The sequence below is a fragment of the Cupriavidus pauculus genome (assembly GCF_002858765.1).
In the GTDB taxonomy this organism is placed as follows: Bacteria; Pseudomonadota; Gammaproteobacteria; order Burkholderiales; family Burkholderiaceae; genus Cupriavidus; species Cupriavidus pauculus_B.
This window is the reverse complement of sequence record NZ_PJRP01000017.1, coordinates 143,065-167,430: the sequence shown is the minus strand read 5'-3', so window position 1 is coordinate 167,430 and position 24,366 is coordinate 143,065. Positions and strand designations below refer to the sequence as shown.

Sequence of the window (24,366 nt, the reverse complement as noted above, 5' to 3'; positions counted from 1 at the left end):
ACGATATCAAGAGCGTCAAGAAAATCTAGTGGTTCCCACAAAAAATTTGGCATAGATCTTCATGCTGTGTCGTTGTTCGTTCGGGAGCGCACAAGTGTGCGTGTGCACCTGAGGGCACTGGAACGCTCATTTTCAACGCTTTAGCTCGTCGCGTCGAACGGCTGCTCTTGGCCGATGGGGTGAGGACGCCAACGGCCGCTTATCGGCACTCCAATTCGCAAAACCCGGATTTGACTGACCGACCGGTTCGGAGAAGTTTATCTGACCGGAGTGGGTCGTTCTGCGACCGCCGATAACAAGCGAGCCTTCGCACGCGGCTCTCATCAAGCGTTGGAACTGTACCGCCTCTCATCAAAAAAGTACTTCACCCTCGCGCCAGCCGCTCCGCATCGCGCTGCGGCGCCCAATTGGGCAACGACAAGTGTTTGGCAAAATAGTCCACCAGAACGGTGATCTTTGCCGGTCGGGCTCGCGCCGAGGGTGTCACAAAATACAAGCCACCTCGCGTGAGATGCCAGCCCTTCAGGATCGGCTCCAGCCTCCCATCGGCCAGATACTCGCCGGCCATGAAATCCGGCAGTTCGGCGATGGCCTGCCCCGCCAGCAGCATGGGCAGCAGCGCCTCCGAGTTGGTCACGCGCAGCGGACCGACCGGCGTCACCGGGTGCTCCTCTCCCGCGTCATTGACGAATCGCCATACATCGCTGCGCGCCCGGTAGGCATAGGAAAGGCACGGTCTGCCGACAAGATCGCGCGGGTGGTCCGGGCGTCCGCAGCGCTCGAGGTAGGCGGGTGACGCTACAACGATCTGGGAGACCGGGCAAAGTTGCCTGGCGATCAGCGACGAGTCCGGCAACGCGGCAATCCGCAACGCCGCGTCGAACCCCTGGGCGACGATGTCCACGGTGGCATCGGACAGGTGCAGGTCAATCGAAACCTCGGGATAGGCCTGGAAGAACCCCGGTAGCAGTGGCGCAACCCAGCGAAGTCCGAAGGACATCGGCACTGCAAGCCGCACGAGACCCCGAGGCTTGACCGACATCTCCCTGGCCACATTCTCGGCCTCTTCCGCCTGGCGATAGATCTCGCCCGCTTTCTCGGCAATCGTCGCGCCGAATTCCGTCAACGCCAGTTGTCGCGAGGTACGGTTGAAAAGCCGCGCGCCAAGCCGCTCCTCCAGCCTGGCAACGCCACGCGACACCGTCGGCACGGACACACCCATGGCGCGCGCCGCCGCGGCAAATGACCCTTCCTCCGCCACCTTGGCAAACATGGCCAACCCTTCGAAATCCGGAAACTTGATCATTTCATTTTTGCAACGATGGTTTTCGATCAATTCTATTTCGAAAAGAAGCGACCGTCGATATGCTTCCTCCATCGCCTCTCGCGACTCGCAATCAACCGAAACCAGGCAAGGAGAATCACCATGACCCGCAGACTCGACAACAAGATCGCCCTCGTTACCGGTGGCACGAGCGGCATCGGACTGGCCACGGCCAAACGCTTCGCCGCGGAAGGCGCCCATGTATATGTCACTGGCCGCCGTCAGGCCGAGCTCGACGCCGCTGTCGCAACCATTGGCAACGCCACCGGTGTGCGCGTGGACTCGTCGAAGCCCGAAGAGCTGGATCAGCTCTACAAGCAGATCCGCGCCGAAAAGGGCCGGCTCGATGTGCTGTTCGCCAATGCAGGCGGCGGCACGATGCTGCCGCTTGGCGATATCACCGAGGCGCACTACCACGACACCTTCGACCGCAACGTCAAGGGCACGCTATTCACCGTGCAGAAAGCGCTGCCGCTGCTTGCAAAGGGTGCCTCGGTGATTCTCGCCGGTTCCACCACGACTATTGAAGGGACCGCGGCCTTCAGCGTCTATTCCGCCTCGAAGGCCGCCATCCGGGCTTTCGCGCGTAGCTGGATTCTTGACCTGAAGGACCGCGGCATTCGTGTCAACACCCTCAGCCCGGGCGCGACTCGTACTCCCGGCCTCGTGGAACTGGCCGGACCGGACGCCACGCAACAGCAGGGCCTGCTGGACTATCTCGCTTCACGCATCCCGATGGGACGCGTTGGAGAGCCCGACGAAATTGCCGGTGCCGCCCTCTTCCTGGCCTCGGATGATTCGAGCTTCGTGAACGGCGCCGAACTGTTCGCGGACGGTGGCCAAGCGCAAATCTGACGGAAGGCGGCAAGCGACCGATGCCACTGCCGCCGGTCGCTCGCCGTTCGGGACGGATCTCGGACACATCCGTCGGATGTATGGAAATACGGTACGTAGCCTTTCCGTTTCGCTCACATTTACGTTGCCATTAGCCACTCTCGTCAGCGAGTTGGCTTTGTGGGCTGGCAGCGCTCCTGATCCAAAATTTGATTGGGCGGTTGGGAATATTCCAACGGGCTGACGCGTCTACCTCCCCATCCGCCAGGTGGTGCAGACGGATAGCGCGCCGGGCGCTAAGCGCTTCCTGGTGATTGCCCCGTCCGTAGAGGGCAAAGCCGCCGCCCCCGTTCAGGTACAGCGTAAGTGAGACCATACGGCCGCACCTTAGGGGCGGCCGTATCTGAGAAGCAGGCCACTCCGGATTCGCCGTGAACGAGATGCTCCAACAAGTCGAGCCAATGATTCCTGCATTGCGCCGATACGCCCGAGCGCTGATGAAGGAGCGCGGCGCCGCTGCCGACCTCGTACAAGACTGCCTCGAACGAGTGATCACCCACTGGGACGACCGACGCTTATCGGCAGACACCAGGAGCTGGGTATTCGCAATACTCCACAACCTGGTCATGAGTGCCTTTCGAAAAAACACCAGCGCCGGCAACAGGCAGGTCGCCATCGAAGACGTCGCGGAGTCTCTCTCGACGTGCGCAACGCAAGAGGATGGTCTGATCTATCAGGATCTGATCGATGCCGTGGACACCATTTCTCCCGAGCAGCGCAGCGTGCTCCTGCTTATCTCGTTGGAGGACATGTCGTACGCCGAGGTGGCGAAGACTCTCGACATTCCAATTGGCACGGTGATGTCTCGGCTGTCCCGCGCACGGGACCGGTTGATTCGGCTGGTCAGAGGCACCCGTCAGGATGCCGGGCCAATTGCGGCGTTGCGGCATTGCGGAGGGTGAAATGAACGAGAGTCGTCCGATCCAGGAGGAAGAGCGTCTCGCGTATGTGGACAACACGCTCGATGGCGAGCGATGCAAGGACATCGACGCATATCTCGTCGCCCATCCTCCGGTGGCAGCGCGGGTGGACATGTATCTCGCACACCGGAAGACATTGCGAGATGCGTACGCACCCGTGTTGAGGGAACCCATCCCGCTTTCGCAGACAAGTCCGTGCTGGGCATGGCCCGTTCCTTTAGGCGTCATCAGAGGCAAATCCCTGGAATAAATCGACAGGAATCAGCGTCTACGTGTTAGGCACGTCAAGTCCGATGTGCTGCGATCCCAATCCATAACTGGAGTCAATCATGAAGACGAATAACACCTTGCGCAACGTTTTCGCCACCCTTGGCCTCCTCGCCGCCAGCCTTTCAATCTGTCAGGCTCATACAGCGAACAGCAATCAGGTATCGACCCGGGAACAGGTGCGGCGCGAACTGTCTGCGCTCGAGACGCTGGGCTACGATCCGCATCGTGAAGGCAACTACCCCGCAGACCTGCAAGCTGCCGAAGCGCGCCTCGCAGAGCAGCAGGCGAAGAACGTTGCGACTACACAGTGACTGGGGCAGTCACAAATAAGCACCCCTTCTTTTTAAGGCTCGCCGGGAGCAAGGCTGAACGCCTTTCCCGGCGTCATCTCCTAGCTGCATTGATTTACTGCCGGGGCCACTGCCATAACGGATCGGACAGATTTTCTGCAAAAAAGTCAGATACCGCACGAATCTTGGCCGGCTTGCTCCGCGCAGATGGCGTGACAAAATAGAGTCCGCCCCGCGTCATGTTCCAGTCTGGGAGAATCCGTTCAAGGCGCCCGTTCGCCAGGTACTCCCCTGCGATGAATTCGGGCAACTCTGCGATGGCGATGCCCTCCAGCAAAATGGGAATCATCGCATCGGAGTTTGTGACGCGAAGGGGCCCGGAAGGCACCACTTCCTCTTGATATCCACTGTCGTGCGTGAACTGCCAGATTTGGGGGCGTGCCCGAAACGCATAACTGAGGCACTTTCGGCCTGCCAACTCACGGGGATGGGCTGGGCGTCCATGCGCCTCAAGATAGGCTGGAGACGCCACGAGATATTGTGTCACCGAGCAAATTTTGCGGGCAACCAGGGAAGAATCAGGCAGCGAAGCAATCCGCAACGCAGCGTCAAACCCCTCGGCCACAATATCCACCGTTGCGTCGGAAAGATGTAGATCCAGCGACAGCTCTGGATACCTGTCCATCAGCTTGGGAAGCAATGGAGCCACCCATCGAAGACCGAAGGACATCGGGATGGCAATCCGAACCCGTCCGCGGGGATTCTCGGAAAGTTCCAGGGCTTCATGCTCTGCCTCTTCAGCCTGCCGATAGATTTCCGCGGCTTTGCTGGCGATCTGATGTCCGAACTCGGTAAGCGATAGCTGCCGTGAGGTCCTATTCAGCAGCCTGCCCCCAAGTCGGCCCTCCAGTCTGCTTATCGCTCGGGACACCGTTGGTACAGAGACGTCCATGACTCTTGCCGCTGCGGCAAACGAGCCCTCCTCTGCCACTTTGGCAAACATCGCCAATCCTTCGAAATCAGGTAGCTTCCTCATTGCCCTTGCGCACCGTGGATATCATCACGCCCTACCACCAGGCAGAACCCGCGCAGGGCGCTACTCAACGCTCGATGCTGTTGCTTTACCTGCGAGGCGGAAGGTATCCGCCTGTGCTGTCCAGAATATCGCTCCCTTCGTTCGCCATCGCTTCCGCGAGCTTCATGGTCGCAACCATGATAGAAGATTGCAGCATCGCCATCTGGGTTTCCATAGCAGCCATCATTGCTGCCTTCTCGCGCTCATTTCGCTGCTCCGACTGCACGGACTGCAGATGTTCCCGCAGTTCGGCGAGCTGCTTTTGCATCTGCTCGATCTGATCCTTGATTGATTTGGCAGACTCCGATAGGTGCGACTTCTTTTCGCTGCTGGTTCCGGCCTCATGTCCCTTGGTGTCAGACGGCGAGGCGGTGCCTTCTATGCCATGTTCTTGTCCATCGGCATTAGCTTCTGCGCTCTGCGGAGTCACCTGCTCAGACTGCGGAGGAATGGAGGTGTAGCTCGGCGTTGAATGGTTCTGCGTGATGCTGCTGATCTGGCTCATGGCTTGAGGAATCATTCATCGTTGTTTGCGCCGAAAGAGTAACGTCAACATTTCTTTTTAGAAACGCAAGAATCAGAAAGTCAACGTTTCAGAAATGAAACGAAGGCGGTGTGCGTTCTTGTAGCGGTCGCAAAGAGCGAAGGAATCGCACACAACAACGATGAGTTTTCATCGCCCGAAATCGATTCGGCCGACCTCCCCTTTCATCAAGGCCGGTCGCTCATGCGCTCAGTCGTCATGGATGACGAGACGCCATCGTGCCTGGTCGGCCCGTAGAGTCTTCTCTCAGGAACGCCGGCAGCCTTTTTCATCTGCCGCTCCGCGCGGGGCGGCCGGGTCGGCTCAGGCGTAGGCGCCATCCAGATACGGATCGGCCGAACGGGCCGGCGGGGCCGAGACGCCCGTGCGGTCCAGACCCGCCACCGTGCGGGCGCCATCGGTGTACGGGCTGCGTGGCTCCTGCACCGAGCGGGCACCGTCGAGGAACGGGTCAGCCGAACGGGCGCCTTCGGTGTACGGGTCGCGGGCTTCCGTGGCCGTGCGGGCACCATCGGTGTACGCGTCGCGGGCGCTCAGGACAGAGGCTTGTGCGCCGGCAGCGGCGGCAACCAGGGCAACGGCGAGAACCAGGCGGGCGGTAAGAGTCTTGGACATGATCGGTTTCCTTTGGATACGTGAGCGGTTTGCAGTCTTGTGATGCCGTGTCAGCGTTCGCGCCGTCGTTTCCGGTCTTGCGTCGCGCTGCCATGGAACGTATTTAAGTCGGCCCACGTATCGCGCCCGTAGCGACTTGCCGCCGGTTCTGTCTGGACGCGTATCACCGGCCTGCCCGGATACACAGGCGTACAAAAACGCGGTGGGACAGGAGGTAAAAGCCGGGAAGTGGTGGCGTAGAGGCAAAAAAAAGCGCCTCGCAAGGCGCTTTCAGGGACTTCCAGGTGGTTCAGGTCGCCGTTTTGGCAACATCCAACGCGGCAGGGCGCGCGATGGCCGTACAGAAGGGACGGCGAGCAGGCAGGCGCCCGGCCGGTTGAACCGGCTGGCGACGCGCTCAGGCGAGCGCGTGGTCGGTCGAGGGTTGCCGGTCGCCCGTGCTACCCACTTCTGTGATCAGTTCGCGCAGGCGCTCGGCCGCGATGGGCTTGTACAGCACGCGCAAGCCGCAGGCGTGCAGAGCACGCAGGCTTCGCCCTTACGCGAATTGGCCTGCGGTCTTGAAGTACATCACCTCGTCCTTCATACCGACTGCCTGCTCGCGCAGAGCCTGTGCTGCTGCGGAGGACTCCTCGACCAGCGCTGCATTTTGCTGAGTGGCTTGGTCAATCTGGGCAATGGCAAGACTCACCTGTTCAAGGTTCTTGCTCTGCTCGTCAGATGCCGCAGAAATCTCGCCGATAATGTCCGAGACGCGCTCGATTGCCGTACTAATCCGTTCCATCGCGGCACTCACACCCTCGGCCTGCTGAGCGCCAACTTGCACCTTCACAGTTGACGTCTCGATCAGCTCCTTGATTTCCTTAGCGGCGCCAGACGCCCTTTGCGCCAGCGATCGTACCTCGCCAGCGACAACCGCGAAGCCTCGTCCTTGCTCACCAGCACGTGCCGCCTCAACTGCAGCATTGAGCGCCAGGATGTTCGTCTGAAATGCGATTCCTTCAATCATGCCGGTGATCTCTGCGATCTTCTTCGACTCGGCGTTCACCTCACCAACCGTCTGCACCATCGCGGCCACATCGGAGCGCCCGGACTCCGTCATCTCTCTGGCACTTCCCGCGAGGGAAGTCGCCTGACGCGCATGGTCGGCATTCTGATTCACCGTTTCCGTCAGCTCGACCATACTGGCCGCAGTCTGCTCAATCGAAGCAGCCTGCTCCTCGGTGCGAGAAGACAGATCCAAATTGCCGGATGCAATTTGCCCGGCGGCGCTGGCGACCGCCACACTGGCCGATCGGATATTTCCGACCGTGCCTCCGAGCTTGTCATTCATGTCTTTCAGCGCTTGCAACAGCTCACCAGTCTCGTCACTGGATGTCACCACTATCTCGCTGGACAAGTCACCATCGGCCACGCGACGCGACACGCTGACAGCCTGTGCCAGCGGACGGCTGATGCTGCGAGTCAGGAAGTACGCACAGATGATCCCAAGAATCAGAATGAGTCCTTCGAGCAGGAGCAGTAGAGCGCGGCTTTTAGCCGCAACGCCATCAATGTCCTTGGCGGTATCGTCAATGGTGCGTCGCTGCACTTCAACCAGCTCGCGCATGGTGCCCTGATAGGCGTTCGCTGCCGGGGTGAACACCTTGTCCAGAATACGTGTGGCTTCATCGACATTACCGGCCGCCTTAGCCTTGTTAATCTCATCGCGAGAACTCAAGTAGGCCTTCCGCGACTCGCCGATCTTGCCGAACAGCGCCCTTTCTTCTTCCGTGGAAATCAGGGCCTCCACTCTTTTCTGAAGTTCGCCTGAACTCTTGGACGACGCCGCTGCTTCTTCGGCGAAATAAGGGCCCAGCGCAGGATCACTACTCTTCGCGATTGCGCTAGTGCGTCGGATGCCCGATGCCAGATTGGCATACCAGTCGCCAATCAGTCTCTCTTTGAGAAGCGGCACCTTCATCATCTCGCGCGTCGCGGCTGCGACGTTGTCCAGCCGCCAGATGGCGATTGCGGTAATTGCAATGGAAAATGCCAGAATCAGGGAGAAGCCAAGAGCCAGCCGCTTGCCAATCTTCATGTTGCCGATGAACGCCATTCGTATCCCCATTTTCCCTACGGCCTCGGCAATAGGTTTTGCTTGGTTTTTGTCTGCCCCTGCCGCGTAGTTGACGAGCAAGATTAGGCACTGTCGCTTGCAGAACGGCTGTTCCCATGACATCCTCAACCCAACTTTAGTGGGGTATAGGTCGCGACCGGAAACCGGGCCTTCCAAGGCCGGCCTGTTCCATCAGCCGACCATCCTTCAGATCTCAACGACCAGATGACGGTGGCCAAAACTGAAAGCTTCGGTCCCCGACGCCTCTCGGAACAGCGAATCCATGCCTTAAAGCTGGCGACGCCGACAGCCCGATCGCAACGCTGGTCGAACGCCAAAGCCGGTTCGTGGCCAAGCGCATCAACTCCTCGAGTTTGGCTCCTCCTGGCGCTCGCGGGTGAAAACGGTACTTCGAATCACCGCGCGCAACGCGATTCTCATGCGACGCGCCCGTGCGAAATTCGCACGCGCGAATCGATGGGCTCTCGTACGGACGTAGACATCAATTGCGGTGGCGACAAGGGGCGCTACGATCAATAGCAAGCCGGAGCCCTTGGCCAGGAGACTGGCGTGCCGCAGCCACTGCGCTTCGGGTGTGTTCCAGCCGAGATAGCGAGATCCCATGAACAGGCTGCGCGCCACGGCGCGCGGCTTCCCGGCCAGCACCTCAAGAAGGCCCGCGAATGGCGACATGGCGAGGTTTATGAAGCTGGCAAATCTTCCGCTGCGTTCCGGCTGCGCAGTGCTCTGGCGCATCTCTTCCATGCAAGCCATCTCGATGGTTCTGATAGTGTTCTCCACGTCTTCCTCTGATGGTTGACACCAAGCAGTGCCTGGCGCCTTCAGCCTCCCGCGAATACTCGTCGCGCCACCTGCCCCCAGGAGATTGCATGCGTCGCTGGCACTGCGCGGCGCCGTCGTGCCGTCCCACCCCAAAGCAACTTCCGCAAGCAGGACGGACGCCAGATCGTCTTTCCACAAACACGCCCGATGCTCACAATGCGAGGAGGGTGCGTCTTCATTAATAGTGGTGAGTGGCATACAGCGTTCAAAGTGATAGGACCAGGACTGGAATCGTGCGTGGACCGATGCCAGTGTGCGACGACAATGATTGATAAGGCGTTCACGCGCCTCCGTGAGGGCACGAGAACGTGACGTAGCCCGCCGGCTAAGGGTGCGGCAAAGCCATCTGTCCGCAATCCAGGCCGCGCCCATCGAGAACACGGTAGCAATCGCGGTCCGCGTCAGCGTATCGGGCATCCATGCTGCCACGCCCATGCCAGCAATGATCGCCGCCAGAGTTGTGGTGACGCTACAAAGCACGATGTCCGAATAGCCTCGCCAGGTGAGAAGCCGGCCCTTCTGCCACGTCTCGATGCCAGCACGCGGTGGCGCAGGGAGTGCTGGTGCCCTCGGAACTTTTGTCCCCGAGGGCATCATGGATGCCATCCATCGGTCAGCATTCGCGATCCCATGGTCGTCGAGCATGTTGTTCCAGGCCGTCTCGAATGTGCTGGGATCAGGACTGGCGAGCCAGTCATCGACCAGGAAGACAAGCAATGCTTCCGCTCTGCCAATGCGCGTAGCCAAGATGCCTAGCGCGAGGCACCTGGCCTCTTGCAGCGACAAATCGGTCGACGGGAAGGAAATGGGCGGCATGGCTTCGATGTATTGCTTCCGGGATGCATTCAATCTAGCAACGCCCATCTGGCGCGCCAATGCCAGCCACATCCTAATACCGGCCAAATTCGGCGCGGTTAAGGCCAAACGTCGCCCCGAGACGTCAAGGTTGTCTGCCGACGCGATGGGATTGGTGGCCGGTGTGGCAAGTCCGGCGCAAGCAATCTCACTGTCTTGGGTAGATTGCCAAAACATCCTTTCGTGAGAACGTTATGTCCTGGACGCCGGACCAGATGGCCCAGCAAGTTGCAATGGCGCTGCGTGATGGCGAATTCGTGGATGTCGGCGGAGGCGTTGCGGACGATGTGCTCAGACACGTGTCGGCCGGCACCGAACGCCGGGTCCATCTCGGTGAAGCCCGATCCGGCATGACACAGTATCCGACCGACGACTACATGGACGCGGGCTTCATCGTGACCGGGCAGGATGCCTCACAGGCGCAGCGGACCATCATGTTCCATTCGTCGGAATCGTTCGCAGCGATGTCGATCACGACGGCGGATGTCGCCATCCGCGAGGCAGCAGACGTGACCCAGGTACCGACTGTCGTTTCCACCGCGCTGCAATCCGTCCGCGCACAGCGCGTGGTGTTTCTGATAAAGGGCCACAGGGTCGGGAGTGAGATGTGGCAAGGGCCTGGTCCAGGCGTACACGTCAGAATCGTCACGCAAAAGGCAGGCTACGACGTGGCGCCAGATGGCCTGCAGAAGACCTCCGCGTGACCTGCGACCGGGATGGACGAGCGTCTTATGAAGAAGGGCTCCATGCCTGCCCGGCATGGAGCCCTATTCACTTCAACAGTGCGGTGAGATCGACAGCGTCGATTCAGCCATGCAGCCTGCGCCCGGATACGTATGAACCGAATACGCCAGCGTGTACATCCCGACTGAAGTGCTCCAACCAGTCGGACTCATCGCCGATGAGGTATTCGCGTTGCAGGTTGTTGGACAGTCGACGGATGCTCAGCCAACCTTGCAGCGCAAAGATTTCATCCGTCTTGGGGTCGGTGGTGTCCACTTCCGACAGAATGAAGTCATTAGTGGGAAGACCGTGTCGCTCCAGCATAGAGAGGAAGCGAGAGTGTTCGTCGGTATCGATCAGTTCCATGATGGCTATCCTTCGGTATTGTCATGACCCGCGGCGGGCTTGCTAAAAATCTAGCATCCGGAGCCACGGCGTAGAAGGAGAATGGCAGGACAGTTTGCGCCAAGGAGAACGCATTCTCGGCCCAACGGCATGCCAACTCACCGCTCAGAATGTGTAGCGAACGCCCGAGAGCGCCATCACCGACATGCGACGCTCGACGATCGGACTGCGTGCGGCCTTCCCGACCAGCGACGACACGCTCAGTGTGTTCATCACCATCCAGTGACGATCAAAGCGGTGCTGCCAGGCAATCGCGGCTTCGGTGGCGAACGGGCCGCCATCGAGCGAATAGGGCGCAAAACCGGAGCGAGACGATTGAGCATCACTCACACCGAAGTACGTCCGGTTGTATTGCCCGCTGCCAATGATCAGGCCCGCCTGAATCGCCACATCATCCTGCGCCGCGGCGAGCAGCAGGTACTGCGCCGATGCCCGACCAAACATCCCGCGCCCGTGGGCCAGCGGAACATCCACCGTACCGCTCAGGGAAAGGCGCGGCGTCAGCGCGTAACCCAGCGTCAAGCGGGTTCGTGCCGAGCCATCGATGTTTCCCATTCCTCGTAGGTGATCCGAGCCCGGCAATCCGGCGCGATTGTGCTCGGTTCGGCCGAAGTCGTAGCCCAACGCAACGGAACCGGAGACGCCCGACGCAGAGGAAAAGCGATAGCCGACGCCGTCCCACAACGAAGCGAAGTAGCCCGCGGCGCTCGCAACGGCGAAGTCGGGTGCGACCACATGGCGATAGCTATCGCTGCCGAAGTATCGAGGGGCAATGCCTCCGCCAATGCCAATCGTGACGGTAGTGGTATCGCCCGCTGGGACGGATGGCGCAAGCGACCGGAGATCTTGGGCGGATGCGGCGCACGTCATGGCGAATGCCGCGAATGAGGTGAAGAATGGGGTGAAAATGGACTTCATAAAGCAAGTTTGAGTTGAAAGACGCGCAACTGCATGTGAGAAGAGCCCGGCCCGACGCAGAAACGTCTGGAGAGCTGATTGGGGGGAACACGGAAGCGAGACCATGCGCATCAAGCAGTCCGCGTCAGGCGAACTATTGCGCGTCGGCTTGGCGAGCCATCAGGCTCGCGACATGCCTTCCCTGAAACTCGCCGAGAGCAAGCTCCTGCTCGCTTGGTGTGCGCTCGCCGCGAAGACCTGCAATGGTGGCTGCGCCATAAGGCGATCCGCCTCGTGCATCGCCCACTTCACGCAATTCTGGTGCGGTATAGGGCAATCCCACTATCACCATGCCGTGATGGGCAAGGTTGTGCCAGAACGACGTGATGGTCGTTTCCTGACCGCCGCCGGTTCCCGTCGAAGTAAAGACGCTCGCAAACTTTCCGACCAGGGCGTGCTGCATCCAAAGCGTTCCAGTCATGTCGAGAAAATGCCGCATCTGTGCCGCCATGTTTCCAAAACGGGTTGGCGTGCCGAAAATAATGGCGTCGTAGTTAGCGAGTTCGTCCGGCACCGCGACGGGAGCAGGCTGATCCAGCTTGAAGCCTTTGCGTATGGCGATGTCTCGCGAAACCGTCTCCGGAACGCGTTTGATGGTCACTTCGATGCCGGGCACCGACGATGCACCACGGGCCACGGCGGAGGCCATGGCTTCGACATGGCCGTACGTGGAGTAGTAGAGAACAAGGATCTTCTTCATGCGTTCTTGACAGGGAGGAATCGGCGTGCGGCACATCCGTCGCGCCGCTGCTGAGATAAGGCACACGCAGTCTAGGTCGGCACCGGGTACGATGTTGCGCCAACCTTCTCGCAAATTCGGACAGCCGGCCGGCTGTTGGCCGAGACTTTCACGGTCCTGTCTGATGCGCGGTGATGGTGCTGCCTATCATCCAACCTGTTAGAACCCGATGGAGAGCAGTGCCATGGCATCGAACCAGCTTGAAGACATCGTCGCGCAGATACGGCAACACAGCGCGCGACTTGACGAGAACAGTAGCGTCCTGGAGATGCGCCAGCATTTTGATTCGCTGTACGATGCGCTCGCGGTTCCGGATGGGGTACGTTTTGTTGAAGGTGACGAAGTTCCAGGTTTGTGGACCACCTTCCCCGGTGCACGTCGGAACCAAGCCGTCCTGTACCTGCATGGAGGCGGATACGTCATGCACAGTCCGGCACAGTACCGAACCCTCACTGCCGCACTGGCATTGGAAACACAGCGCGAAGTGTTCGCCGTGGACTACCGCCGTGCGCCGGAGCATCCCTTCCCGCACGGCCTCCACGACGCATTGAATGCCTACAAATGGCTGCTCACGCGTCTTGGAGAGGACCCGTCCATCGTGATCGCCGGTGACTCCGCAGGCGGAGGCATGGCCATCGCGCTGATGATGATGTGCGTGCACCACGGATTGCCACTGCCGCGGGGTGCTTTCCTGATCTCGCCTTGGACCGATCTGAGTCTCAGCGGGGATTCGATCCGCTCGCGCGCCGCATCCGATCCGGTCATCACCTTGGCTGGCCTGCAGAACTTTGCCCATGCCTATCTGCAGGAACACCAGGATCCGCGGCATCCGCTCGCGTCCCCGTTGTTCGGCGACCTGTCTGGTCTGCCGCCTCTGCTAATTCACGTTGGCGGTAACGAGGTGTTGTTGGACGATGCCACGCGGATCGCCGCGAACGCAGCCAACGTTGGCGTCGAAACAACGCTGAAGGTGTGGCCGTCCATGTTCCATGCGTGGCATATGTGGCATACGCAATTGCCGCAGGCCGCTGACGCGATTCGTCAGGCTGCGGTGTTCATCCGTGAGTGTTTCTCTTCCTGACCTATCGTGGCACGCATCATCATATCGATCGCCCCGCGCGTCGGTGAACATCGCCGTATCCATTGCAACGTGACCGGTGCATGGCGCGGCGGTGCCGAGCCAATCGTCGCCCTGCTGGCGTTGACGATGGTCGCAGACAACATGTTCGCCGTCGCACCTGTGCCGACGTCGGACACTCCCGATACATGCCTTGCCTCATTTGACGTACTGACTGATATCGCCTTGCCTTGCGCCACGGCTATGGAATCGACACTGTGTTTTCTTGGGCTGGATGCTCGGTTCACGCCACCTGGAGGCCTAGATGACCATCGTTGACGTCCGTCGCATTGACGATGGCCTGGCTGGCACCGCCATCCTCGAGATTGCGTGCGGCTTCAATGTTCCCGATGACGTCTTCACGCGTTTTATCCGCGCGAAAGTAAGCCTGGAGACGTTGCTGCCATCCACGTCGATTCTCGAACCGCCGTCCGTTGCAGGCTGCGGGGCGTCGTCATTGCGCTGGCGGCTCAAGGCTGCCGATTGCGCCAGGCATCTCGGCCTGGTCCGGGCAACCCTGGAACTGATGGGTCTCCGGTATCGCGACGCGCAAGCCAGCGACGCAGGATTGTTCGATTCTCCCTGTCAGCACGGAGCGAACAGGGAAAACGGGGAGAAGACGTGAGTACAGAAGGCACGCCGCGTCAGTCGGTTTTGCTGGCACTGAAGGACCCTCGCACACTGGAAGGCGCCTGGAATGGCATGCTCCAGATCTGGAACGATCTGCACAATCCTTATTCATTGCGCTATGACCAGCTGATCGCAGACGGGCACGCGGCGCTGGCCTCGGGATGCCTGGCCGCGATGGCGCTGGAACTGCAGATTGATGAAGTCGGGGCATGTGGAGAGCGGGCACGAATCAGGATCGATGGGCACATGTACGGAGCAGCACCGCGCGCGAGTTGCGTGCATGAGGTCATCCACGAAATCCTGCTTCCGGAACTGGCGAAGAACTTCGACTTCGAAGTCGTGGGATAGCAACTGATACGCGTCAGGGAGTACAAAACATGCTTATCAACGGTATCGAGCTGAATCTGGAGGAGCACGGTGCCGGAACGCCGCTCGTGCTCGTGCACGGACTCGGCGCCAACCTTCGCGTGTGGGACGCCGAAGTCGCGCATTTCTCTCCTGGATTTCGAGTCATCACTTACGATGCTCGCGGTCATGGGAAATCGACGCGCCCGGCGAGCTTCGCGCTCGACGATCATGTTGCGGATCTGCGCGCGCTGGTGGAAATACTCGGCGACAAGCCTGTCGCCTTGCTGGGCGCGTCCATGGGTAGCTACATCGTCCAGGGCCTGGCGTCTCACTTTCCGTCGCTCGTAGCGAAACTGGTGCTGGTTGTTCCGAAGTGCCACGGGACCACATCTTCATCGGCGCGCCTGTTGGCGGCACATGCCGACGACATCTCCCACCTTTCACACCGGGACAGGCAGATATTCCTGCTCAACAAGGCGTTCGCGCCGCAGACACCCGCAAGCGTACGCGAGCAGGTGATTGCCACAGAACTGTCATGCTTTCTCGATGAAAGAGCCATGCATGCTGCCTCCAATGCGCTGGCTGGCTTCGATTTTCGCGATGACCTGCCGCGCGTCACCGCGCAAAGCCTGGTGATTTGCGGCAGTCACGACGCGCTGAATCCTCCCGAGGAAGGACGCGCCTGCGCGCAGCGCATCCCCCATTGTGAGTACGTGGAGCTGCCGCAAGCTGGCCACTTCCCTGGTGCAGAAGCTTCCCAGGCGTACTTCGCCGCGCTCGATGCTTTCCTCGGTCGCGCTGCACGGCCGTAGCTGACGGAAGATTGGCAGAGTCCGACGCTCCGCCGACGTACTGCGCGCAAGTATCGACTCCGATAATCGATTTCCGATGTTGACCCCTTCGATCCCGAGGGGGACATCGATTCGATTCACTGGAGTGCATCATGAGTAAAGTAGTCACGCTGTATCACGACGGCTGCAACATCTGCCTGTCTGTCGTCGACGCAGTGACCCGCCTGATCGACGCCGATCGGCACGATTTACGCGTCATCGACTTGAGCAGGGAACGAGAACGTGCAACCCAGGCGCAAGCAGCCGGGGTCAAGCGACTGCCAAGCCTGGTTCTGGATGACAAGGTCTTTGAGATCGATCCGCACGCGCCGATCGCCGAGTTTCTCTCGGAGCCGACGCAGCCATGACACAGCATCGACTCCCCATCTACATCTTCGTGGCAATGGTCGCCGGCATTGTGGTGGGTGCAATCGCTCATTACGCATACGGTCCCGAAGCTGCCGCAAGCCTCGGCGGCTACCTCGCTATTCTCAGCGATGTGTTCCTCCGGCTTATCAAGATGATCATCGCACCGCTGGTCTTTGCCACGCTGGTCGGTGGCATCGCTGGCATGGGTGACGGAAACGCCGTGGGACGCGTGGGGTTAAAGGCGATGGGCTGGTTTGTCGCCGCCTCGATCGTCTCGCTGCTGCTCGGTCTGGCCATGGCCAACCTCACGTTGCCTGGCAAGGGAATGCATCTGCCGCTACCCGCTGCGGATGCCGTCACCAGCCTCAAGACCAGTTCGCTTAACTTGCGCGACTTCATTGCCCACGTATTTCCCAAGAGCATCGTCGAAGCCATGGCGGCCAACGAGATCCTGCAGATCGTCGTGTTCTCGCTGTTCTTTGGTATTGCGCTGGGGCGCCTCAAGGAGGGTGCCGGGCAACCGCTGCTGCAATCCGTGGAAGGGCTTGGCCAGGTCATGTTGAAACTGACCGGCGCGGTCATGATGTTTGCGCCGGCTGGCGTATTCGGAGCGGTATCGGCCGTCATTGCCACGCAAGGGTTGGGCGTGCTGCTGGTCTACGGCAAGCTGCTCGGCAGCGTCTACCTTTCGCTGGCAATCCTGTGGGCCCTGATGATCGGTGCGGGCTATGCCTTCCTGGGACGCAGGGTGTTTGCACTGCTACGCGAAATCCGGGAGCCGTTGCTACTCGGATTTGCGACGGCCAGCAGCGAGTCTGCCTATCCAAAGGTCATGGCCCAGCTCACACGATTCGGTATCCGCGAGCGCATCGTCAGCTTCGTCCTGCCGCTTGGCTACTCGTTTAACCTGGACGGATCGATCATGTACACATCGTTCGCGGCGCTGTTCGTGGGGCAGGTCTACGGCATTGAGCTGTCGCTGATGCAGCAGGTGACGATGCTGCTGGTGTTGCTGGTGACAAGCAAGGGTATCGCCGGTGTCCCGCGCGCGTCGCTGGTGGTTGTGGCAGCCGTGTTGCCGATGTTTGGCCTGCCGGAAGCTGGCATTCTTCTGGTGCTCGGTATCGACCACGTGCTGGACATGGGGCGCACCGCCACCAATGTCCTGGGTAACGCGCTGGCAACCGCTGTCGTTGCACACAGTGAAGGCGGCTTCGATGCGCGCAGTGACCCGTCAGACGTACCAACGGCCGGGAACGTTGGCTATCACTGATGCGTCGCGCAAGCGGCCGCACCGGATGCAGCCGCTTGCTTCCATCAGTTGGCCGGTTTGGCTCAGTGCACAGCCGGCGATGCGAGCTTCAGCCCGATGACGCCACAAAGGATCAGGCCAATGCACGCGATCCGGGCGATTGACGTAGATTCTCCGAGAAAGAGCATACCGACCATCGCAGTGCCCGCGGCACCGATTCCGGTCCAGACTGCATAGGCGGTACCCACCGGCAAGACACGCAACGACAGCGTCAGCAGAAAGATGCTGGAGATGCCTGTGACAATCGCGTAGAGGCTAGGGCCTGGGCGGCTGAAACCGACAGACCACTTCATCCCGAACGCGAATGCAATCTCAAGCAATCCGGCAATGCCGAGCAACATCCATGACAAGTTCAATTCAATCTCCAGACTTTCAAACAAAAGTAAAGGCCCCCGAAGGGGCCTGACGTGGACGGCAAGGGGATCAGCCAACCAGCAGACGGTGCGTAACGAGGCGGTGAAGCGTGCGAACCAGAAGCACCAGGATCGCGACGCTAAGCAGGAACAGCAGGAGGGCCGCCAGGAGGTTCAGCACCCAGGTGTTGGCATACATGGCGTACTTCAGGGCAGCATTCACAAGCGCAGCCATCGGGAAGCTGATCGCCCACCAGGAAGCGGCAAACGGAATCGAGCGGCGGAACACCTTGAACGACAGCGAGATGAACAGGAACAGGCCAAAGTAGAACAACAGGCCGGCGAACATGTCCACGTGCTGCGTGACATTGACATAGGCCAGGAAGCCCACCTCGAACGGTGCGATCATGATGATCAGCGACGGCACCATGCCGTTGGGCAGCGGTTCGTGGTGCACGACACGCGAGAAGATCATCGTGAAGAAGACCAGCGCCATCATGGTGCCCACCGCGATCGAGAACATGGTGACTTCGTGGGCCCACGCCATCGGCATCGTGCCACCGGCCACAGCAATATCCAGCGTCGCGACACCGGGAATCAGCCAGGCAGGCGCGGCGTGTGCGGGGTCTTCCTTGCCGCGGAACAACCGGCCGGCAATCACGAAGGTCAGGGCGATGGTCAGAACGGTGCCAATCGTCCAGACGATCTGGCCAAACGATTCGCTGTACTCGCCCACAATTGACGACAGCAGCAGGATGGCGATGGTGATCGTTCCAAAGAAGTTGCCTGCAATCGGATGCATGAACTCGGCCTTGACCGCTTCCGGATAGCGCAACCACTTGGCCAGGTATCCGGCCGCCAACGCCACGAACGTGACGACGGCGATGACTCCGACACCGTGTGCAATGACCGGGTCAACGCCGAACAGGTCGTGCGCGCCGCGCCACGCAAGCGAGAGGCCGGACAGGCCCATCACGGCGCCGAAGAGATTGACGGGAAGATGCTTGATCGAACTGCGCGGAACCGAAGAATGGGTCGCGGCGGTAGAGACAGTGCTCATGATGTCCTCAATGTGCTTGACTTCGTTCGGCACCCGAATGTGTCTGGTGTGCCGATAGGCGTTGCGAAGATCGCTGCCTGGTGAACCGATTATGGAAGCCCAACAGGCGGACCGAAAGATCGCCAAGGTGTCAATTTCAGCCAATCGCCTTGAGGTGAAGGACAGCGGGAAGGGAGGCGCGCTGCGCGGCATTTTCGTTGGCAATGCTTGCCACATCCACGCAGAAAAAAATGGGCAATCCGTCGCCGGACTGCCCAGAGGAAGCAAGGGTCGGAGCACGCCAGCCGAGCCCCGCAAAGTGCATGGCGGGCCGTCACTGCTTCCGATGGGAACGAAAGCAGCCACACCTGACGGAGCATCAGGTTGCCCGCTGCGCTGGCGTGGTCGACTCACGCCAGGATTGACGCGAATCGACCGGGGCATGATAACGATGCGCAACATCGCGTATCTGCCAACCTGCTTCCATTTCCGGACAGATCCGGCGCTTGCCGCTTCGGCGCCCAATAGTTAGGGCGACTTGTCGCTCGTCAGCACGTAGGGCACGCCACTGCTGGCCTGGCATCGGCCCAGTACGGTCAGGCCCTGGTACGCGAAGTCGCAATGCAGGTTGGAACCGTCGGTGGCAAAGAGCAGGGCCCGCCCCGAAGAGCCTGATGATGTCCACGCGGCCGGCTGGTGCAATCTGTCCCTCGCGTCCGCAAACACGGGGTGCCATGTCGACTGGTTCAAGACATAGCTGCCGGCATAACGCTTGCCGTCTATCGCGCCGGATACGGTGCGCACCGCGGGATTGAGCTGGAAGTAGCTGGATTTTCCGGAAGGGTCGACAAGCGTGACTTGCGTCATGCAGCCGGCCACCAGCCATGTCAGTGCAAGGATGCTGTATTTCATGCCGCCAGCTTAAGACGGCGCCGCCTGGAATTTTCGCGCGGTGGCCGCGCTTGCTGCGATGTTGGCCGCAACCGCCGTATGAATTACGGCGCCTCGCATCAGGTGAGCAAAAGTCCACATCAATGTGCGGAAGATTTCGGCCAACGTGACGGCATCCCCTGCCATTCCAACTGGCAGAAGCCTAAACTCTGCATAGAATCCGGCCATCGACAATAGCCGGATCGGCGTGCCTGCCCACCCCGCCCATGAGCTTTACCCATGAAAATTGCTGTACTGGCCTTTCCCAAGGTGCAAATGCTGGATCTCGTCGGACCGATCGACGTTTTCGCTGAGGCCGCACGCCAACTAGGCGATCGGGCCGCCTATACGTTCGAGATCGTTTCCGCGGTGGAGGGCCCCCTCGTGGCATCCAACGGCATGCGAATCACCCCGGACGCCACGCTGCGAACGAGCAGCGCCGACATCGACACGCTGCTCATTGCCGGCAGTTCTTCGGTGAAGCTGATCGAGGAAGACCCGGCCATCCGGGAGTGGCTGCATCGGTATTCCGGGACAGTGCGCCGGCTCGCCTCGGTGTGCTCCGGGGCCATGCTGCTGGCGAATGCAGGCCTGCTCGATGGCAAGCGCGTGACCACCCACTGGAACGAGACGTCTCGCCTGTCTGAGCGCTTCCCTTCCGTTCACGTGGAACCCGATCAGATTTATGTGAAGGACGGCAATCTTTATACCTCCGCCGGCGTCACTGCCGGCCTTGATCTGGCTCTGGCGATGGTCGAAGAGGACTTCGGCCGCCCTCTTGCACTGAAGGTAGCGCGCGAGTTCGTCATGTTTCTCAAACGTCCCGGAGGGCAGTCCCAGTTCAGCACGCACCTGGCCGCACAGGTCGCGCAGAAAGGCGGAATCCGGGACGTGCAGGACTGGATTCTGGAAAACCTTAGCCAACCACTTTCGGTAGAGGAGCTCGCGGCACGGGCGGGAATGAGCACCCGCAATTTCGCGCGCATTTTCAAGCGCGAATCGAAGGTCACGCCTGCCGAGTTTGTGGAGCGTGCCCGGGTGGAGGCCGCACGGCGCTTGCTGGAAGATTCCCGCAGCCCGCTAAAAAGGGTGGCTGCCGTAACGGGCTTCAACGATCCCAACGGTTTGCGGCGCGCATTTATGCGGCAAATGCGCGTGTCCCCTGCTGAGTACCGCGAACGCTTTCAAAGCGATTAAGAGTCGAACGGCGGTCGGTGCGCGTGAGAGTGTCTGTCGGGCATTGGTGCCTTCGCGCCGTGCCGGCCACCGGCTGCGCACGAAACCGTTTCGTTCTGCGACGCCGGCGATCTTAACAGACAATGCCATTAGTGCCTTGCTTCCCGATACACGGCAACCCGTTGCGTCAATTGGCGCTCTTTTTGGAAACGGTGTTGCTCAGGCAGTCGTCTTGTGACAGATGCCACGGCTTAATACACTCGCTACCTGACTGCTTTATCGCGACGACACTTCCCAGCGGTTTAGCCGCACGTCTTGGCGATGCCACGGTAAAAACTTTTGGGAGCCCAACAATGACAGCCTTGCCTCTGCTGAAGCGCATCACCCGGTGCATCCCGGGCGTGCAACATACGGCGAGCCTGGGCGACGTGTTGGGTATCCTTTCGAGACACCCATCCACTCAGGCTATTGTTGTACTAAACGGCGACACACCCCTCGGCATCATTTGCCGCGACCTCGTCGCAGACGTTGTGGGACTGCCGTGCTACAGCGCGTGGATTGATCGACAGTCCTGCCTGCAGTTCATTTCGCATCGAGCCCGCGTACTAGGTGTCGATGCGGACGTGACAGAGGTGGCGCGGTTGCTGTCATCGGCAGCGAACCACCACCCTGCGGATCCGGTGGTCATGACGGCGGATGGGGCTTATCTAGGCATTGTCGAACGACAAGTGCTGATGGAAGCGTTGGCCACACAGTAGGACCAACGCCGCGATTTTCCTACCTAATGCTAAACCACGCCAGGCGATGCGTCATCGCTACGCCATCGCCCGCGATGCATCGCGTCGCCCCGTGAGGTCAAGCTCGCGGATCGCCTCTGTCATGAAGTCGATGAACGCGCGACTGCGGACGGGCAGGTGCTGGCGGGATGGATAGCAGATGTGGTGGCCGCCATCCTGCGGTGCGTACGGCGCCAATGCGGCACGGAGCTCGCCGCGCGCGACATGGCGCCAGACCTGGTGGATCGGCATCTGCGCAATGCCCCGGCCATCGAGCACGGCGTGCAGCACGAGGTCCGCATCGTTGAAGGTCAGCCGTGACGCCGGCAATTGCGAGATCGTTCGCCCCATCATGTGGAATTCCCACGGTTGCAAACGCCCGTTGGAAAGCCGCAGATTGATGCAGTCATGCTGCGTCAGCGCTTCGGGGCTGGCGGGCAAGCCGCGGCCTTGCACATAGGCTGGAGAGGCACAGACCATGCGTACCATCGGCACCAATTGTTTGGCGATGATGCTGGAGTCTTCGAGGTAACCATCACGGAATGCCACATCGAAGTTCCCTGCGCCGAAGTCTGCAGGCTTGTCGTCCAGCACAAGTTCGACGGCAATGTCGGGGTAGGCATCGGAGAACTTCAGCAGCAACGGTGCCACTACGTTACGGCCGAATCCTGCGCTCGACGCCACACGTAACTGGCCGCGCGGTGGGCCATCGCGCAGTTCCAGCATGTCGTTGACCGCGCCCACGATATGGCTCACGCCGATGCTGCAAAGCTGGAAGAAGCGTTCACCTTCGGTTGTCAGGCTCGTATTGCGAGTGGTTCGTCGGAAGAGTCGTGTGCTAAGCGAATCCTCCAGGCGCTGAATGCTACGGGAAACCGCGGAGCGCCCAATGCCGAGCCGCTCTCCAGCGCGAATAAAACTACCTTCCGTGGCTACCGCAATGAACGCCAGGATGCCCGCGTAGTTTGCCGCCAGACAACTTGCTAAGGAATCCATGCAGTTCGGCACTCCGGCACGAAACGCACGTTGAGGAACATCCAGTTGTGTCATCGATGACTCCGGGCCGGTAATGGCCAATGCCGGGGAGCGCTGCCTGGCCGCCCTCTGCGACCCCTCAACTCCGCGTACGCTTACTATGACCGGCGCGGCGCCAATCCACCATACTTCGCGAAGCTGGCAGCAGCTGCGACTTTGGCACTGGAACGTAATACCTGCGTATACGGGGATAGCGCTGATGCAGTCGCCGGCAGCAACAAGCGAGGCGTCGTCGGACTGCGCGAGCCAATACGGTACGGTCCTCGATTTTCTCGAAACGCGAATGATTGGCTTCCTGCGGGGCGCGACTATGTGTGGCAAAAGGAGACCGGCATCCGGATGCCGCGTGGCCTACGCCGGAGAACGCAAAGACAGGTTCAGCGATTCCGCCTTCCTTACCAGTTCCGCCACCGACCGCGCACCCATCTTGCGCATGACCTGGCCGCGATGACATTTGACGGTGACGAGGCTGATGCCAAGATCTGCGGCGATCTGCTTGTTCATCTGACCGACGGCGACCCGATTCATGACATCGCGCTCCCGGGGCGTAAGCGATGCGTATGCAATCCGCACGCTTGCGTTCGATTGCTCGGCGGCCAGGCGATCGATGTCGCGCGCCAGCGCAGTCGCCACGGCATCCAACATGTCCTGGTCGCGGAACGGCTTGGCCAGAAAGTCGACCGCACCGGCCTTCATGGCCCTGGCGGTCATGGCGATGTCGCCATAGCCGGTGATGAACACGATAGGCATGTGTCCACCGCTTCTGGCGATGTGTTCCTGGAACGCAAGCCCGCTTTCGCCACGCAACCGGACGTCGAGGATCAGGCAACTGGGGGCGTCGTACTTCGGGAAGGAAGAAAATTCCTGCGTCGACTCGAACGTCTCCACATGCAGGCCTTCCGATCGCAGCAGGCGCGCGAGCGCCTGGCGCATGGACTCATCATCGTCGACGACATACACGGCCCGCGTCCGGGCGTTGGGTGGATGCGAGGCGCATTCAGGTGGTTTCATCGCTACATTTGACATACTATTTGGTATCCGAATACCATTCTGTATCTCATTTACTGGTTTGTCCAGTTGATTGTTTGTCATCCTTTCTGCAGTCGTGGTCGTTTGCTTCACGATGGTTTGCGCCTGGCCAGCAACGGCGTCCGCCGCTATGGCGCTGCGCGGCCGTGTAGAAGGTGTCGCGACCGCCTATGGCATCGCATGCAATCGCAAGTCCAGGAGTTCAGTATCGATGGCACGTTTGACGAGACAGGAAAGTCGCGCATTGACGCGTGAGAAGCTGCTGGCTGCGGCCGGCAAAGTATTCGCTCGGGAAGGACTGGGCGGTGCCTCGATTGACAGAATCGTAGAAGAGGCGGGGTACACCAAGGGAGCGTTCTACTCGAATTTCACGTCGAAGGAAGACATCTTTCTTCAGTACGTGGAGGACGCCAGCTTCCACGACGTTGCGGAGTTGGAGCGCGCAGTGCTCGGCATTGAAGATCCTGAGAAGCTGATTGCAGCCATTTGCCGATGGGCGACGGAGACATCGCGCGAACCGGGTCCGCGCTCATTGATTCTTGACCTGATCCGGCACGCCAAGCAGGATGCGGCGCTCACCAGGCGTCATACTGAAATGTTCACCCACCAATGGACGCAGGTCGGGATGGTAGTCACGAAGATCTTTCCAGCCGGGCGCGCACCGGCGACCCCATTGGAACTCGGTGCCCTCGTCATGGAGTTGACGTTCGGCATCGCGCTGCAATTCCACGCCGGCCCTTCGGCTGGCGATCTGATCGGCTTGTCGTTGCGGGCGATGGTGACCACAGCGCAGTCCTGAAGCCGCTGCGCAGTGGCCGTTTCTGGCATCATTGGCTGCCAAAAGAATCGGCAGTGCTCCCGGCCCTGCCA

Annotated in this window: 28 protein-coding genes; 14 read left to right on the top strand and 14 right to left on the bottom strand. The window is 60.3% G+C overall.

The window, feature by feature from the left end; translation table 11 throughout:
* Positions 1–364: 364 nt before the first annotated feature.
* Positions 365–1,306 (bottom strand): LysR family transcriptional regulator, encoded by a 942-nt coding sequence (locus CYJ10_RS27280; protein ID WP_101684556.1) that lies wholly within the window; start codon positions 1,304–1,306, stop codon positions 365–367.
* Positions 1,307–1,426: 120 nt separating this feature from the next.
* Between CYJ10_RS27280 and CYJ10_RS27275 the strand changes: the two genes are divergently transcribed.
* The 3 genes from CYJ10_RS27275 to CYJ10_RS27260 all read left to right on the top strand — a co-directional run bounded on the left by CYJ10_RS27275 (position 1,427) and on the right by CYJ10_RS27260 (position 3,719).
* Positions 1,427–2,179 (top strand): SDR family NAD(P)-dependent oxidoreductase, encoded by a 753-nt coding sequence (locus CYJ10_RS27275; RefSeq protein ID WP_101684555.1) that lies wholly within the window; start codon positions 1,427–1,429, stop codon positions 2,177–2,179.
* A 419-nt stretch (positions 2,180–2,598) separates the two neighbouring features.
* Positions 2,599–3,120 carry an RNA polymerase sigma factor gene (locus CYJ10_RS27270; RefSeq protein WP_257993564.1) on the top strand — a complete coding sequence of 174 codons (522 nt, stop codon included), beginning with the start codon at positions 2,599–2,601 and terminating at the stop codon, positions 3,118–3,120.
* Between the two features lie 347 nt (positions 3,121–3,467).
* A complete protein-coding gene (locus CYJ10_RS27260; RefSeq protein WP_101684552.1) occupies positions 3,468–3,719 on the top strand; it encodes a DUF4148 domain-containing protein in 252 nt (83 codons plus the stop codon).
* A gap of 94 nt (positions 3,720–3,813) precedes the next feature.
* On the opposite strand, the gene CYJ10_RS27255 is transcribed toward CYJ10_RS27260, so the two are convergent.
* From CYJ10_RS27255 to CYJ10_RS27235, 5 genes are all read right to left on the bottom strand, one after another.
* A complete protein-coding gene (locus tag CYJ10_RS27255) occupies positions 3,814–4,734 on the bottom strand; it encodes a LysR family transcriptional regulator (protein WP_101684551.1) in 921 nt (306 codons plus the stop codon).
* An 85-nt stretch (positions 4,735–4,819) separates the two neighbouring features.
* A complete protein-coding gene (locus tag CYJ10_RS27250; protein WP_101684550.1) occupies positions 4,820–5,278 on the bottom strand; it encodes a hypothetical protein in 459 nt (152 codons plus the stop codon).
* A gap of 342 nt (positions 5,279–5,620) precedes the next feature.
* Positions 5,621–5,932 carry a hydroxyquinol 1,2-dioxygenase gene (locus CYJ10_RS27245; protein ID WP_101684549.1) on the bottom strand — a complete coding sequence of 104 codons (312 nt, stop codon included), beginning with the start codon at positions 5,930–5,932 and terminating at the stop codon, positions 5,621–5,623.
* Positions 5,933–6,470: 538 nt separating this feature from the next.
* Positions 6,471–8,111, bottom strand: coding sequence for a methyl-accepting chemotaxis protein (locus tag CYJ10_RS27240; RefSeq protein ID WP_308303012.1), 1,641 nt, complete (start codon positions 8,109–8,111; stop codon positions 6,471–6,473).
* Between the two features lie 279 nt (positions 8,112–8,390).
* A complete protein-coding gene (locus CYJ10_RS27235; RefSeq protein WP_146002132.1) occupies positions 8,391–9,761 on the bottom strand; it encodes a hypothetical protein in 1,371 nt (456 codons plus the stop codon).
* A gap of 161 nt (positions 9,762–9,922) precedes the next feature.
* Between CYJ10_RS27235 and CYJ10_RS27230 the strand changes: the two genes are divergently transcribed.
* Positions 9,923–10,432: a hypothetical protein gene (locus CYJ10_RS27230; protein ID WP_101684547.1), complete on the top strand. Its 510-nt coding sequence runs from the start codon at positions 9,923–9,925 to the stop codon at positions 10,430–10,432.
* A gap of 103 nt (positions 10,433–10,535) precedes the next feature.
* Here the strand turns inward: CYJ10_RS27230 and CYJ10_RS27225 are convergent, their stop codons facing one another.
* The 3 genes from CYJ10_RS27225 to wrbA all read right to left on the bottom strand — a co-directional run bounded on the left by CYJ10_RS27225 (position 10,536) and on the right by wrbA (position 12,513).
* The gene (locus CYJ10_RS27225) at positions 10,536–10,817 is read right to left on the bottom strand and encodes a transcriptional regulator (protein ID WP_101684546.1); all 282 of its coding nucleotides are present in this window, start codon (positions 10,815–10,817) and stop codon (positions 10,536–10,538) included.
* A gap of 144 nt (positions 10,818–10,961) precedes the next feature.
* Positions 10,962–11,774, bottom strand: a complete 813-nt coding sequence (locus CYJ10_RS27220; protein ID WP_180863077.1) for a MipA/OmpV family protein — start codon at positions 11,772–11,774, stop codon at positions 10,962–10,964.
* 133 nt (positions 11,775–11,907) lie between these two features.
* On the bottom strand, positions 11,908–12,513 hold the full coding sequence (wrbA, locus tag CYJ10_RS27215) for an NAD(P)H:quinone oxidoreductase (RefSeq protein WP_101684544.1): 606 nt from the start codon (positions 12,511–12,513) through the stop codon (positions 11,908–11,910).
* 223 nt (positions 12,514–12,736) lie between these two features.
* On the opposite strand from wrbA, the gene CYJ10_RS27210 reads away from it, so the two are divergent.
* The 7 genes from CYJ10_RS27210 to CYJ10_RS27185 all read left to right on the top strand — a co-directional run bounded on the left by CYJ10_RS27210 (position 12,737) and on the right by CYJ10_RS27185 (position 17,119).
* Positions 12,737–13,633, top strand: coding sequence for an alpha/beta hydrolase (locus CYJ10_RS27210; RefSeq protein ID WP_180863076.1), 897 nt, complete (start codon positions 12,737–12,739; stop codon positions 13,631–13,633).
* 6 nt (positions 13,634–13,639) lie between these two features.
* Complete coding sequence (locus tag CYJ10_RS33935; RefSeq protein WP_146002131.1) at positions 13,640–13,948, top strand: hypothetical protein; 309 nt, start codon at positions 13,640–13,642, stop codon at positions 13,946–13,948.
* A complete protein-coding gene (locus CYJ10_RS27205) occupies positions 13,935–14,294 on the top strand; it encodes a hypothetical protein (RefSeq protein ID WP_101684542.1) in 360 nt (119 codons plus the stop codon). Before CYJ10_RS33935 ends, CYJ10_RS27205 begins: the two co-directional genes overlap by 14 nt.
* Positions 14,291–14,647 carry a hypothetical protein gene (locus CYJ10_RS27200; RefSeq protein WP_101684541.1) on the top strand — a complete coding sequence of 119 codons (357 nt, stop codon included), beginning with the start codon at positions 14,291–14,293 and terminating at the stop codon, positions 14,645–14,647. The genes CYJ10_RS27205 and CYJ10_RS27200 overlap by 4 nt, the downstream gene beginning before the upstream one ends.
* A gap of 29 nt (positions 14,648–14,676) precedes the next feature.
* Entirely contained in the window at positions 14,677–15,459 is a 783-nt protein-coding gene (locus CYJ10_RS27195; RefSeq protein WP_101684540.1) for an alpha/beta fold hydrolase, read from the top strand.
* 131 nt (positions 15,460–15,590) lie between these two features.
* Positions 15,591–15,845: a hypothetical protein gene (locus tag CYJ10_RS27190; RefSeq protein WP_101684539.1), complete on the top strand. Its 255-nt coding sequence runs from the start codon at positions 15,591–15,593 to the stop codon at positions 15,843–15,845.
* Positions 15,842–17,119: a dicarboxylate/amino acid:cation symporter gene (locus CYJ10_RS27185; RefSeq protein WP_101684538.1), complete on the top strand. Its 1,278-nt coding sequence runs from the start codon at positions 15,842–15,844 to the stop codon at positions 17,117–17,119. The genes CYJ10_RS27190 and CYJ10_RS27185 overlap by 4 nt, the downstream gene beginning before the upstream one ends.
* Before the next feature lie 62 nt (positions 17,120–17,181).
* Here the strand turns inward: CYJ10_RS27185 and CYJ10_RS27180 are convergent, their stop codons facing one another.
* The 3 genes from CYJ10_RS27180 to CYJ10_RS27170 form a co-directional block, all read right to left on the bottom strand.
* Positions 17,182–17,508 (bottom strand): DMT family transporter, encoded by a 327-nt coding sequence (locus tag CYJ10_RS27180; RefSeq protein WP_101684582.1) that lies wholly within the window; start codon positions 17,506–17,508, stop codon positions 17,182–17,184.
* 73 nt (positions 17,509–17,581) lie between these two features.
* Complete coding sequence (locus CYJ10_RS27175; protein ID WP_101684581.1) at positions 17,582–18,571, bottom strand: SLAC1 anion channel family protein; 990 nt, start codon at positions 18,569–18,571, stop codon at positions 17,582–17,584.
* Between the two features lie 507 nt (positions 18,572–19,078).
* Positions 19,079–19,462, bottom strand: a complete 384-nt coding sequence (locus CYJ10_RS27170; RefSeq protein WP_101684537.1) for a hypothetical protein — start codon at positions 19,460–19,462, stop codon at positions 19,079–19,081.
* 258 nt (positions 19,463–19,720) lie between these two features.
* Here CYJ10_RS27170 and CYJ10_RS27165 point away from each other — a divergent pair, with 258 nt between their 5' ends.
* Positions 19,721–20,677 (top strand): GlxA family transcriptional regulator, encoded by a 957-nt coding sequence (locus CYJ10_RS27165; protein WP_101684536.1) that lies wholly within the window; start codon positions 19,721–19,723, stop codon positions 20,675–20,677.
* A 332-nt stretch (positions 20,678–21,009) separates the two neighbouring features.
* A complete protein-coding gene (locus CYJ10_RS27160; RefSeq protein WP_101684535.1) occupies positions 21,010–21,414 on the top strand; it encodes a CBS domain-containing protein in 405 nt (134 codons plus the stop codon).
* A gap of 57 nt (positions 21,415–21,471) precedes the next feature.
* Here CYJ10_RS27160 and CYJ10_RS27155 read toward each other — a convergent pair whose 3' ends face one another.
* Both CYJ10_RS27155 and CYJ10_RS27150 read right to left on the bottom strand, forming a co-directional pair.
* The gene (locus tag CYJ10_RS27155) at positions 21,472–22,482 is read right to left on the bottom strand and encodes a LysR family transcriptional regulator (RefSeq protein ID WP_101684534.1); all 1,011 of its coding nucleotides are present in this window, start codon (positions 22,480–22,482) and stop codon (positions 21,472–21,474) included.
* A gap of 336 nt (positions 22,483–22,818) precedes the next feature.
* A complete protein-coding gene (locus CYJ10_RS27150; RefSeq protein WP_101684533.1) occupies positions 22,819–23,478 on the bottom strand; it encodes a response regulator transcription factor in 660 nt (219 codons plus the stop codon).
* 229 nt (positions 23,479–23,707) lie between these two features.
* On the opposite strand from CYJ10_RS27150, the gene CYJ10_RS27145 reads away from it, so the two are divergent.
* The gene (locus CYJ10_RS27145; RefSeq protein ID WP_180863075.1) at positions 23,708–24,295 is read left to right on the top strand and encodes a TetR/AcrR family transcriptional regulator; all 588 of its coding nucleotides are present in this window, start codon (positions 23,708–23,710) and stop codon (positions 24,293–24,295) included.
* Positions 24,296–24,366 lie beyond the last annotated feature (71 nt).